Raw genomic sequence first — 12,183 nt, 5'->3', positions numbered from 1 at the left:
TCCCAAGTTTCATAGGGGGTTGGGACGCACGACCCGGGGGACGGCCCGAGGCGAACGAAAGGGGTCCGGGGGACGCGGTCCCCCGGACGGAACTCTCCTGCTCAGGCCTCGGAGAGTGACGTGCCCGTCAAGTGCTCGGGCCGTACCGGAGTCCGGTTCAGCTCGAGCCCGGTCGCGTTCCGGATGGCCGCGAGGACCGCCGGCGTCGACGACAGGGTGGGCGCCTCACCGATGCCGCGCAGCCCGTACGGGGCGTGGTCGTCGGCGAGTTCGAGCACGTCGACCGGGATGGTCGGCGTGTCGAGGATGGTCGGGATCAGGTAGTCCGTGAAGGAGGGGTTCTTCACCTTCGCCGTCTTCGGGTCGACGATGATCTCCTCCATGACGGCCACGCCCAGGCCCTGTACGGTGCCGCCCTGGATCTGGCCGAGCACCGACAGCGGGTTGAGCGCCTTGCCGACGTCCTGGGCACAGGCCAGTTCGATGACCTTCACCAGGCCGAGCTCGGTGTCGACCTCGACGACGGCGCGGTGCGCGGCGAAGGAGTACTGGACGTGCCCGTTGCCCTGCCCGGTGCGCAGGTCGAAGGGCTCGGTCGGCCGGTGCCGCCACTCCTCCTCGACCTCCACGACCTCGTCCTCCAGGACGTCGGCCAGATCCCCGAGGACCTCACCGCCGTCGGTGACGACCTTGCCGCCCTCCAGGAGCAGTTCGGCCGTCGCCCAGGCCGGGTGGTAGGAGCCGAACTTGCGGCGGCCGATCTCCAGCACCTTCTCGCGGACCAGCTCACAGGCGTTCTTCACGGCACCGCCGGTGACGTACGTCTGCCGGGAGGCCGACGTCGAACCGGCGCTGCCCACCCGGGTGTCGGCGGGGTTGATGGTCACCTGTGTGACGCCCAGTTCGGTGCGGGCGATCTGGGCGTGGACCGTGACCCCGCCCTGGCCCACCTCGGCCATGGCCGTGTGGACGGTGACGACGGGCTCGCCGCCGACGACCTCCATCCGGACCTTCGCGGTCGAGTAGTCGTCGAACCCCTCGGAAAAGCCCACGTTCTTGATGCCGACCGCGTAGCCGACACCGCGTACGACGCCTTCGCCGTGCGTGGTGTTGGACAGGCCGCCCGGCAGCTCCCGCAGGTCGGCGCCCTCGCTGGACTCCCACTGGCGCTCCGGCGGCATCGGCATCGCCTTGACGCGGCGCAGGAGTTCGGCGACCGGGGCCGGAGAGTCGACCGGCTGCCCGGTCGGCATGAGCGTGCCCTGCTCCATGGCGTTGAGCTGCCGGAACTCCACCGGGTCCATGCCGAGTTCCTTCGCCAGCTTGTCCATCTGCGCCTCGTAGGCGAAGCAGGCCTGGACCGCGCCGAAGCCGCGCATGGCGCCGCAGGGCGGGTTGTTGGTGTAGAGGGCGATGGCCTCGATGTCCACGTCGTCGATCACGTACGGGCCGACCGACAGGGAGGAGGCGTTGCCGACGACCGCCGGGGAGGCGGAGGCGTAGGCGCCGCCGTCCAGGACGATCCGGCACTTCATGTGCGTGAGCTTGCCGTCCTTGGTGGCCCCGTGCTCGTAGTAGAGCTTGGCGGGGTGGCGGTGGACGTGCCCGAAGAAGGACTCGAACCGGTTGTAGACGATCTTGACGGGCTTGCCCGTGCGCAGCGCCAGCAGGCAGGCGTGGATCTGCATGGACAGGTCCTCGCGGCCGCCGAACGCGCCGCCGACGCCGGACAGCGTCATCCGCACCTTGTCCTCGGGCAGGCCGAGCACGGGCGCGATCTGGCGCAGGTCGCTGTGCAGCCACTGGGTGGCGATGTAGAGGTGGACGCCGCCGTCCTCCTCCGGCACGGCGAGACCGGACTCGGGGCCGAGGAAGGCCTGGTCCTGCATGCCGAAGGTGTACTCGCCCTCGACGATCACGTCGGCCCGCTCGCGGGCCCGGGCCACGTCCCCGCGGACGATCGGCTGGCGGTGGACGATGTTCGGGTGCGGGACATGACCGGCGTGGTGGTCGTCGCGGTTCTCGTGGACGAGGATCGCGTCCGGCGCGGTGGCCGACGCCTCGTCGGTGATGACGGGCAGTTCGCGGTAGTCCACCTTGATCTTGGCGGCGGCGCGGCGCGCGGTCTCCGGGTGGTCGGCGGCGACGAGCGCGACCGGCTCGCCGTGGTGGCGGACCTTGCCGTGGGCGAGGACCGGGGTGTCCTGGATCTCCAGACCGTAGTTCTTCACGTCCGTCGGCAGGTCGTCGTACGTCAGCACGGCGTAGACGCCCGGCGTGGCCAGGGCCTCGCTCGTGTCGATGGACACGATCTCGGCGTGCGCGACGGTCGACCGGAGGATCTGGCCCCACAGCATGTCCTCGTGCCACATGTCGGACGAGTACGCGAACTCGCCGGTGACCTTGAGGGTGCCGTCCGGGCGCAGCGTGCTCTCGCCGATGCCGCCCTTGGTCTGGGATCCCTGGGTGATCTTCGTGGGGGTTCCGCTGGGGGAAGCCATGATCAGACCGCCTCTCCCTGCCGGGCGGCCGCCAGGCGGACCGCGTCCATGATCTTCTCGTAGCCGGTGCAGCGGCACAGGTTGCCCGACAGGGCCTCGCGGATGTCCGCGTCGGTCGGGGTCGGGTTGCGCTCCAGCATCTCGTCGGCGGCGACCAGCAGACCGGGCGTACAGAAGCCGCACTGGACGGCGCCGGCGTCGATGAACGCCTGCTGGATCGGGGACAGCTCGGCGCCCTCGCCGGTGTGGGAGTCCTGGCCCTTCGCCACCCACTGCTGAGCATCCTGCAGCGAGGTACCGCAGGCACTCGTGGCGCAACCACCGTGCTCGGCGCGCTGCCTGGCGTAGTCGGCCAGCCCCTCGACGGTGACGACCTCGCGGCCCTCCACCTGCCCGGCGGCGACCAGGCAGGAACACACCGGCACGCCGTCCAGCCGGACCGTGCACGATCCGCACTCGCCCTGCTCACAGGCGTTCTTCGAACCCGGCAGACCGAGCCGCTCCCGCAGCACGTAGAGCAGGGACTCGCCCTCCCACACGTCGTCGGCTTCCTGCGGACGGCCGTTGACCGTGAAGTTGACGCGCATTACGCAGCTCCCTCGGTGGTGCGGCGGGTGCCGCGGTAGGACTCCCAGGTCCAGGTCAGCGTGCGGCGGGCCATGACGCCGACGGCGTGGCGGCGGTAGCTCGCGGTGCCTCGGACGTCGTCGATCGGGTTGCAGGCGGCGGAGCACAGGTCCGCGAACTGCTTGGCGACCGACGGGGTGATGATCTTCCCGTTGTCCCAGAAGCCGCCCTCCTCCAGAGCGGCGTTCAGGAATTCCTCCGCGGCCTTGGCCCGAACGGGTGTCGGCGCTGCCGAGCCGATGCCGGTCCGCACGGTCCGCGTCTTCGGGTGCAGTGCCAGCCCGAAGGCGCACACGGCGATGACCATCGCGTTCCGGGTCCCCACCTTGGAGAACTGCTGCGGCCCGTCGGCCTTCTGCACGTGCACGGCGCGGATCAGCTCATCGGGGGCCAGCGCGTTGCGCTTCACACCCGTGTAGAACGCGTCGATCGGGATACGGCGCGCCCCGCGCACCGACTCCACCTCCACCTCGGCGCCCGCGGCGAGCAGGGCGGGGTGGGCGTCGCCGGCCGGGGAGGCGGTGCCGAGGTTGCCGCCGACGCCGCCGCGGTTGCGGATCTGCGGGGAGGCGACCGTGTGCGAGGCCAGGGCGAGCCCCGGCAGCTCGGCGCGCAGGTTCTCCATGATCTTGGTGTACGGCACGGAGGCACCGAGCCGTACGCTCTCCTCGCCGACCTCCCACTCGCAGAGGTCTCCGATGCGGTTCAGGTCCATGAGGTACTCGGGCCGGCGGTGGTCGAAGTTGATCTCGACCATCACGTCGGTGCCACCCGCAATCGGCACAGCGGTGGGATGCTCGGCTTTCGCGGCGAGCGCCTCCTCCCAGCTGGCGGGGCGAAGGAAGTCCATGACCGGCTCTCTTCTTCGTCTTCTCGTGGGGCGTTCAGATTGAGCCAATCCGTGTGCGGCGGTCCCGGCTCGTTCCTGTGCTGTCAACGCGTAGTGGCCTCAGTACACAGGCCGGTGCTCCGGCGCGGTCAGTCACGGAAACCATGAAGGAGTTGGCTGGCCAGGACGGTCATCTTGTAGATTCGTATGAACGGAGGCCATCAGCAACCTCCTCGTTTTCCTGTGGAAACGCGCGACACAGCCGCGTGACCTGGGACACAGCCAGGACCGGCAAGATCCACCATGGATTTCGAGACAAAGAACGGCGGCGACGAGAAATGCGGCTGCGCGCACTGCTGGACACCGACGCGCTGGGCCTCAAGCTGCTCGGCGGCGAGGACGAGCTGGACCGCACCGTGCGCGGGGTGATGACCACCGACCTGCGCGACCCGAGCCGCTACCTCTCGGGCGGTGAGTTGGTGCTGACGGGCCTGGCCTGGCGGCGGGACGCCGCGGACTCGGAGCCGTTCGTGCGGATCCTGGTGCAGGAGGGGGTCACGGCCCTCGCCGCGGGCGAGGCCGAGCTCGGCGACGTACCGGACGACCTGGTCGAGGCCTGCGCCCGCCACCGCCTCCCGCTCTTCGCGGTGCACGAGTCGGTGGCGTTCGCGACGATCACCGAGCACGTCGTACGGCAGGTCTCCGGCGAACGCGCGGGCGACCTCGCGGCCGTGGTCGACCGCCACCGCCGGATGATGACCTCCGGCCCGGCGGGCGGCGGCCCGGACGTCGTCCTGGACCTCCTGGGCTCCGACCTGGACCTGCGCGCCTGGGTCCTCTCCCCCACCGGCCGCCTGATCGCGGGCCCGAAGGCGTCCGGCCCCGCCCTCACCGCCGAGGCCTGCGGCCGGCTGGCGGCGGAACACCTGGCCGCCACCCGCACGGGCCGCCGCGCCCCGCACCGCGTCCTCCTGGGCGGCACCACCTACTCCCTCTTCCCCATCCGCTCGACGGGCCGCGCACCGCAGACCGCCCGGGACGCCCGCGAGACCGTCCTGTCCGACTGGCTGCTCGCCGTCGAGGCGGACGCCGGGGACTGGGCGGAGGAGCGTCTCGACCTGCTCTACGGCGTCACCCAGCTGATCGCGGTCGAGCGGGACCGCCGCGACGCCGCCCGCACGGTCCGCCGCCGCCTCGCCCAGGAGGTCCTGGAACTGGTCCAGACGGGCGCGGCCCCCGCGGAGATCGCCGCCCGCCTCCGGGTGGCCGCCCCCGTCCTGCTGCCCGGCCTCGGGGCCGCGCCGCACTGGCAGGTGGTCGTGGCCCGCGTCGACTGGGACGGCGCCGAGATCGAGGAGGGCCCGGTCGCCCAGGCCCTGCTGGAGGAGATCCTCGTCGACCCCCTGGCGGCCGGCCCGGAGCACTCCGACCGCATCGCCGTGGCCCACACGGGCGACGAGGCCGTCGCCCTCGTCCCGCTCCCCGCCGTCCCGACGGAGCACGACGGCTCCAGCGACGTCCTCGCGGACGCGCTCCTGGAGTCCGTACGGGATCCCCTGACGGCCGGCCTGAACGACGACGGCCGTCTCACGCTGGGCGTCAGCGCGGCCGTGCACTCGGCGGAGGGCCTGCGCGGCGCGCTGGAGGAGGCCCGCCACGCCCGCCGGGTGGCGGCCGCCCGCCCGGGCCGGGTCTGCGCGGCGGGACACCAGGAACTGGCCTCCCACGTCCTGCTGCTGCCCTTCGTCCCGGACGACGTCCGCCGCGCCTTCACGGCCCGCCTCCTGGACCCGCTGCGCGACTACGACCGCCGCCACCGCGCCGAGCTGATCCCCACGCTGGAGGCGTTCCTGGACTGCGACGGCTCCTGGACCCGCTGCGCCACCCGGCTGCACCTCCACGTCAACACCCTGCGCTACCGGGTGGGACGCATCGAGCAGTTGACGAGCCGTGACCTGTCCCGCCTCGAAGACAAGCTGGACTTCTTCCTGGCCCTGCGGATGAGCTGAGACACGGGGCGCCCCGGCGCGAACACGGGCGCCCAGGAGTCCCACGACTTTGTGAAATCCTTCACCCACCCTCTTGGCCCGGCCCCGCGATTCGTGCTGAGATGCCGCCACCACTCAACAGCTCGATGGCGTGCTCGGGGAGGGCAACGTGGCGCATTCCGCCATGTCTGGTAACGGAACGACCGCCGGTGACGATCCCCTCCAGACCGCGGTATGGCGGCTGCGCTCACGCGCGTGCTGGTCCGACGCGGCCGCCCTGCTGCTACCGGCCACCCCCGCGGCGGCGCTGCAACGCGCCTCGCTGCTGGTGGAACGGTGTCTGTACACGGAGCAGGGCTGGGAGGAGGCCGAGGACGCCCTGCGCACGGCGGAGGCGCTGGCTCACAGCGACGACGAGCGGGGCGCGGCCGCTTGTGAACGCGGGTACTTGGCCTACGCCGCGACCGTGCTCGCGGTGCGCGACCGGGCCGACGAGGCGCGGGCGGCGCTGGGGCGGGCCGCGGCGCTGGTCCCTCCGGGGGCTCCGCAGCGGGCCCTGCTGGACTTCCGTCGTGGGCTGCTCGCGGAGAACCTGACGCGTTCCCCGCAGGCGGCGCGGGCCGCGTACCGCCGCGCGCACGCGGGGGCGACGGCGCAGTCCGACCCGTTGCTGCTGTCCTTCACGTGGCGGCACCTGGCCGGACTCGCGTTGCGGGAGGGGGAGTTGGCGGAGGCCCGGCACGGTTTCGCGGAGTCGCTGCGGATCCGTGAGGAGCTGGGTTATCTCGTCGGTACGGCACCGGCACTGGTGTCGCTCGCCGACACGGAGACGGAGCCGGAGGCGTCGCGCCTGCGGGAGGAGGCCCGGCGGTTGTTCCGGTTGCTCGGGGGTGTGCCGACGTGGCTGGCACGGCAGTTGGCACCGGTGCCTCCCGCGGCGACGGCTTGAGGGCGCTGTCAGGTGCCCGGCGTGGTCACTGAGGCCGGGTGGGTGCGCAGCTCGGCGTTGCGGGGTGCCGACGGCAGCAGCCCAGGGGGTTTCGCAGCCCGGCGTTGCGGGGTGCCGCTGCGCCCACCCGTGCCGCCCTGGGGTACCTCCCAGGCCCTTAAGGCACTGGGGGAGGCACGACTGCCCGCAGCTAAGCGGGAGGTCGGTACGCAACCCCATCGCGCCGTTCCGAGGACGGACACCCCCCGGCGCGACCCCGACCCACAAGCCAGCCGCAGGCGCACGGCGCGACACCCCCACTCAGCCCGCGCCGGCGAAGTGCTCCCCCACCAGCGCCCGCACCACGTCCAGATCCCTGGCGATCAACGCGTCCAGCAGCGCCGTGTGTTCATGTGCGTCCGCCACCAGATCGGCCCGGCCCCGCATCCCCGGCCCGCTCCCCACCAGCGGCCACTGCGCCCGCCGGTGCAGATCCTCCGCGACCTGCACCAGCTGCTCGTTCCCGGAGAGGGACAGCACCGCCCGGTGGAACCCCCGGTCGGACTCCGCGTAGGTCGCCCGGCAGCCGGAGGACGCCGCGCGGACCGTCGCCTCGGCGAGGGGACGCAGCTCGGCCCAGCGCTCCGCCGGCACCGTCCGCGCCAGCCGCAACATCACCGGCACCTCGATCAACGCCCGCACCTCGGCCAGCTCCGCGAGCTCCCGGGCCCCCCGCTCGACCACCCGGAACCCGCGGTTCGGCACGACCTCGACGGCGCCCTCCAGGGCCAGCTGCTGCATGGCCTCCCGCACCGGCGTCGCCGAGACCCCGAACCGCTCGCCCAGCACCGGCGCCGAGTACACCTCCCCGGGCCTGAGGTCCCCGGCCACCAGCGCGGCCCGCAGCGCATCGACGATCTGCCCGCGCACCGATGACCGCTGCACGACGGGCCGGCTGCGCGGAGCAGCCGGCGGGGCGGGCTCACTGTGCGTGTGCTCCCCCCGCACCTCGGCACTGGCGCCAGGCCTCACCCGACCCGCATCCGCCGCCCCAGCCTGCTGCGGCACCCGGACCTGCCCACCCGGCAGCTCCACCCCCGGCACCTCCGCCCCGGCGGAGCCCTGCGCGCCCTGCTTCACGGCTCGGCTCCTCCTCCGGACGTATCGGTACTTGGGGTCATTACGGCGGGTTGTTACTCGCCCGTCAAGCACCATAAGCGCACCGGCCCCCAGTTCAAATCCCAGCGATCTTCGGTAAGGTAAGGCTTACCTTCAAACGACCCGTTCAACAGACGCGGACCGGTGATCACATGCCCCAGCCCCCTTCGGCCCTCTCCGGCGCGTACGCCCGTCTGGCCGAGGTCCTCCCGGGGCTGGCCATCACGGAGCTGACCGCCGGGGACGAAACCCCCCACGGCGGCAACTGGATCACCGCCGCCGCGCTCGCGGAAGCCGGCTCCGGCCTCGACACCTACCTGTCCTGGGACGACGCCCGGATACGCCGGGACTACGGCCGGCAGGCACGGCCCGACGTCATCGCCAGCTTCGGCCTGCACCGCTACGCCTGGCCCGCCTGCCTCCTGATCACCGTCCCCTGGTTCCTGCACCGCCGCGTCCCCCGCTACCCGGTGACACACGTCTCCTACGACCGCACCACCCCCGCCCACCCCGTCGGCCACCTGGCCGTCCGCCCGTCCGGTTTCGCCTGCCTGCCCGGCGACGAGGCCGCCGCACTGCCCGGCGCCCGGGTCGTCCCGGACGAGGAGGCGCTGCGGGCCGAGGTGCGGTCGGCGGTCGCGGAGCACCTGGAGCCGGTCCTGGCCGGTTTCGGCCCCCGGATGCGGCGCCGCGGCCGGGCCCTGTGGGGTATGGCGACGGACGAGATCGTCGAGGGGCTCTGGTACGTCGCCCAGCTGCTCGGCGAGATCGAGGAACGGCGCGCGATGCGCGAGCTGGAGCTGCTCCTGCCGGGCGCGACCAAGCCGTACGTGGGCACGGCGGCTTTCCGCGAACTGACCGGCCCCGACGGGAAGCGGCTGCGCACCCGGGACCGCGCGAGCTGCTGCATGTTCTACACCCTGCGCCCCGAGGACACCTGCGCCACCTGCCCGCGCACCTGTGACGCCGACCGGGTCACCAAGCTGCTGGCCACGGCCAGTTGAGGCAACCCCGGGCAGACCCGGACAGAGCAGTCCCGCCACCCCGGTAGGATCATCGCCGAACCGGCCACCCACTCGCGCGCAGCCGATTCACACCTTCCTCACGGGTCACGGAAGCTTTCCGGGGAACCACCCGTACGGGTACTCTTCTTCGAACTCAACTCCTGCCCCTCAAGCGGCAGTTCGAGCAGAATGCCGCCCTGGGCAATCCCTTGCACTTCCTTGGCGGCCTCTTGCGCCGAAACCCCCTGAGGGCCGGTGGGATTGGGCCACTATGGCGGGCGTTACGCCCTATCCCAATGCAAGGGACCACCCAGATGAGACTGACCGACATATCGCTGAACTGGCTGCTTCCGGGCGCCGTGCTTCTCCTGGGCATGCTGGCGGCGGTGGCGGTGCTCGCGCGCGGCAAGCGCTCCTCGGTCAAAGACACGAGCGCGGACGATTCCTGGGAGCGCAACGAGGAACGCCGCAGACGCAAAGAGGCCCTTTACGGCACCGTCTCCTACGTCCTCCTGTTCTGCTGTGCGGCCGTCGCCGCCGCGCTCTCCTTCCACGGCCTGGTCGGCTTCGGCGAGCAGAACCTCGGCCTTTCCAACGGCTGGCAGTACCTCGTCCCGTTCGGCCTGGACGGCGCGGCGATGTTCTGCTCCGTACTCGCCGTGCGCGAGGCCAGCCACGGTGACGCGGCGCTCGGCTCGCGGATACTGGTCTGGACGTTCGCCTTCGCCGCGGCCTGGTTCAACTGGGTGCACGCGCCCAGGGGCGTCGGCCACGACGGCGCCCCCCACTTCTTCGCCGGCATGTCCCTCTCGGCGGCGGTCCTCTTCGACCGCGCGCTGAAGCAGACCCGCCGGGCCGCCCTGCGCGAGCAGGGCCTGGTGCCGCGCCCGCTGCCGCAGATCCGTATCGTGCGCTGGCTGCGCGCCCCGCGCGAGACGTACAGAGCCTGGTCGCTGATGCTCCTGGAGGGTGTGCGCAGCCTGGACGAGGCCGTCGACGAGGTGCGCGACGACAAGCGCAAGAAGGACGAGGCCCGCCAGCGTCGGCGCGACCAGCAGCGCGTGGAGCGCGCCCAGTTGAAGGCGATCAGCCGCGGTCACCGCGGCCATCTCGGCCGTGGTGGCGGCCGGCAGCTGGAGGTGCAGGTGGAGCGCGGCTCCTCGCAGGTCTCCGCGGAGCCTGCCATATCCGCACCGGAACCACTGCCCGTGCGCTCGCGTCCCTCCCTTCAGCCCGTTCGCCACGGGGCTGACCCGGTGACCGTCGACCTCACCGCGGAGGACGACACGCAGGCGCTGCCGCGTCTGGACTCCCTGGAGCGCAAGCTCAAGGACCTGGAGCAGCAGTTCGGCTGACCGAGCGGCTCAGAAACAGCGCCGGGAAGGGGCGTGGCCTGCGGGGCCGCGCCCCTTTCTCCGTTCTCCTGTCCTGCTCTCTCCGTGCGGCCGCGTTCACGCCGCCTCGGCCTCCAGCTCGAACCAGACGGCCTTGCCCACGCCGTGCGCCCTGACTCCCCAGGCGTCCGCGAGGGACTGCACCAGGAACAGGCCTCTGCCGTTCGTACCGTCGTCGGCGACCGGTACGCGCAGCCGGGGCCTGCGGGCCACGAAGTCCCGTACCTCCACCCGTAGTCCGCGGGGCCCGACGGTGGCCGTCAGGACCGCGTCGTGGTCGGTGTGGACGATCGCGTTGGTGACGAGTTCGCTGGTGAGCAGTTCCGCCACGTCCGCTCGCGCGGTCCTCCCCCACTGCCCGAGCAACTCCCGCAGGGCTCTGCGGGCTTCCGGCACGGCCCGCAGGTCCGCCCGCCCGAGTCTGCGCCTCAACTGAGGCGCCGGCACCTGCTCCGTGACGTCTTCGGCCTGGTCCTCCACCGTCTTCGCCGAGAAGGCCCCGATCGTTATGGGACCGCCTCCTCGTGCCTGCCTCTCCATGACCCCCGCCCGCGCGCCGATGTCGGTTCCCCTCCTGCTCGAACACGTTCACGGGGATCCATGCCCCATCGGGCACGCGGCAGTCATGTCGGATCGTCAACGACCGGATGTTCGGCCATGCGGCGCGACCGGCGGGGCCGGGCGGAGGGGCCCTGAGCAGTACGACGGCGAAGGGAAGGGGGACAAGAGGGTAGCCGCAAGACGTCCCGCGCCGGATCCTGACCGCCGGAGATCGGACGAACTGCCGATGGCCGGCTGCCCATCCTTCCGTACGCGGTGAAGGGATGGGGCGGCCGGCCCCCGTGCGGGGCGGTCCGGTGAAGTTGGCCGAAGTACGACGGTTTCCTCCGCGGGTTCCGGCCGGTACGGAGCCGTCCTCCCGACCCCCGTGGCGGGAGGACGGCCCCGGTCCCTTCCGGTGGCCGCCCGGTCAGTACAGCTTGTTGACGGCAGTGGTCGTCGTCTTCTTGAAGGCCGCCACGGGCGCGTCGTCGAAGTCGCCCATCTGCCCCCACTTCACGACGGTGACGGTCCTGCCGTCCCGTCCGACGGACAGCAGCGAGATGTCCGTGGCGCCCCAGGACGTCTCGGTGTGCAGGCCATGGACGCGGGCGCCCTCCTCGACCGGCAGGGAACCGTAGTCCCGGCCCTCGGCCTCGACGTCCGGGGAGGATTCCTCGATCCGGTCGGCGCAGGTGCGGATCAGGTCGTCGTAGTGCTTCGCCAGAGCCTTGGCCAGGGCGGGTGTGCCCGTCACGACGGTCAACTGCACGGCGCCGGTGTCCAGGTCGGTCCGGAACTCCCGGTGCCGGTAGTCGTAGTCGAGCACGCCCTCCGTGCTCACGCAGGAGCCGAGTCCCTCCGGGAACCCCTCGGTGACCGGGCCGGCCGTCCAGTCCGAGGTCGGGTGCGGCGGCAGCTGGGACGCCGACAGGAACTTCGGCGCGGCGGCCTTCGGCGCGGCACCGGCGGCCGGTGCCGTGAGGACCGTGCCCGCCGCGAGGGCGGCGACGGTCAGGGCGGTGAGAGCGCTTGCTCGGATGCGCATGGGCATGGGTGTTCCCCCGTGGACGAGTGCGTGGATGTGGATGCCGCAGCGAGGCGGGCTGGTCGGCCCGGGCCTGGTCGGTGCGACACCAAGAGCATCAGCGGTCCCACCGCCCGGATGCAACAGCTCGCAGCCGGTCCGGCGCGGTGGAACCATCCCAGCCCGT

General features: G+C 72.1%; 10 protein-coding genes. 4 read left to right on the top strand and 6 right to left on the bottom strand.

All coding sequences use genetic code 11. From position 1 onward, the window contains the following. Positions 1 to 101 precede the first annotated feature (101 nt). Genes ABZ192_RS14155 through ABZ192_RS14145 form a run of 3 tightly spaced genes read right to left on the bottom strand, consistent with a single transcriptional unit; the run spans position 102 to position 3,978 of the window. Positions 102 to 2,501 carry a molybdopterin cofactor-binding domain-containing protein gene (locus ABZ192_RS14155; protein ID WP_356924758.1) on the bottom strand — a complete coding sequence of 800 codons (2,400 nt, stop codon included), beginning with the start codon at positions 2,499 to 2,501 and terminating at the stop codon, positions 102 to 104. A gap of 2 nt (positions 2,502 to 2,503) precedes the next feature. After that, positions 2,504 to 3,088, bottom strand: coding sequence for a (2Fe-2S)-binding protein (locus ABZ192_RS14150; RefSeq protein WP_356924757.1), 585 nt, complete (start codon positions 3,086 to 3,088; stop codon positions 2,504 to 2,506). Then, positions 3,088 to 3,978 carry a xanthine dehydrogenase family protein subunit M gene (locus ABZ192_RS14145; protein WP_356924756.1) on the bottom strand — a complete coding sequence of 297 codons (891 nt, stop codon included), beginning with the start codon at positions 3,976 to 3,978 and terminating at the stop codon, positions 3,088 to 3,090. The genes ABZ192_RS14150 and ABZ192_RS14145 overlap by 1 nt, the downstream gene beginning before the upstream one ends. 317 nt (positions 3,979 to 4,295) lie before the next feature. On the opposite strand from ABZ192_RS14145, the gene ABZ192_RS14140 reads away from it, so the two are divergent. Both ABZ192_RS14140 and ABZ192_RS14135 read left to right on the top strand, forming a co-directional pair. Further along, positions 4,296 to 5,966, top strand: a complete 1,671-nt coding sequence (locus tag ABZ192_RS14140; protein ID WP_356924755.1) for a PucR family transcriptional regulator ligand-binding domain-containing protein — start codon at positions 4,296 to 4,298, stop codon at positions 5,964 to 5,966. A gap of 163 nt (positions 5,967 to 6,129) precedes the next feature. Continuing rightward, positions 6,130 to 6,894, top strand: a complete 765-nt coding sequence (locus ABZ192_RS14135; RefSeq protein WP_356924754.1) for a hypothetical protein — start codon at positions 6,130 to 6,132, stop codon at positions 6,892 to 6,894. A gap of 300 nt (positions 6,895 to 7,194) precedes the next feature. Here the strand turns inward: ABZ192_RS14135 and ABZ192_RS14130 are convergent, their stop codons facing one another. After that, positions 7,195 to 8,013, bottom strand: coding sequence for a GntR family transcriptional regulator (locus tag ABZ192_RS14130; protein WP_356924753.1), 819 nt, complete (start codon positions 8,011 to 8,013; stop codon positions 7,195 to 7,197). Between the two features lie 170 nt (positions 8,014 to 8,183). Here ABZ192_RS14130 and ABZ192_RS14125 point away from each other — a divergent pair, with 170 nt between their 5' ends. Both ABZ192_RS14125 and ABZ192_RS14120 read left to right on the top strand, forming a co-directional pair. Next, positions 8,184 to 9,035: a (2Fe-2S)-binding protein gene (locus tag ABZ192_RS14125; protein WP_356924752.1), complete on the top strand. Its 852-nt coding sequence runs from the start codon at positions 8,184 to 8,186 to the stop codon at positions 9,033 to 9,035. 314 nt (positions 9,036 to 9,349) lie between these two features. Continuing rightward, positions 9,350 to 10,390: a DUF2637 domain-containing protein gene (locus ABZ192_RS14120; RefSeq protein ID WP_356924751.1), complete on the top strand. Its 1,041-nt coding sequence runs from the start codon at positions 9,350 to 9,352 to the stop codon at positions 10,388 to 10,390. A 96-nt stretch (positions 10,391 to 10,486) separates the two neighbouring features. On the opposite strand, the gene ABZ192_RS14115 is transcribed toward ABZ192_RS14120, so the two are convergent. Further along, entirely contained in the window at positions 10,487 to 10,969 is a 483-nt protein-coding gene (locus ABZ192_RS14115) for an ATP-binding protein (RefSeq protein WP_356924750.1), read from the bottom strand. A gap of 430 nt (positions 10,970 to 11,399) precedes the next feature. Further along, complete coding sequence (locus tag ABZ192_RS14110; RefSeq protein WP_356924749.1) at positions 11,400 to 12,023, bottom strand: hypothetical protein; 624 nt, start codon at positions 12,021 to 12,023, stop codon at positions 11,400 to 11,402. Positions 12,024 to 12,183: the final 160 nt, after the last annotated feature.

It is taken from the genome of Streptomyces sp. NPDC006235, assembly GCF_040613735.1.
In the GTDB taxonomy this organism is placed as follows: Bacteria; Actinomycetota; Actinomycetes; order Streptomycetales; family Streptomycetaceae; genus Streptomyces.
This window is presented reverse-complemented; position numbering and strand designations above follow the sequence as displayed.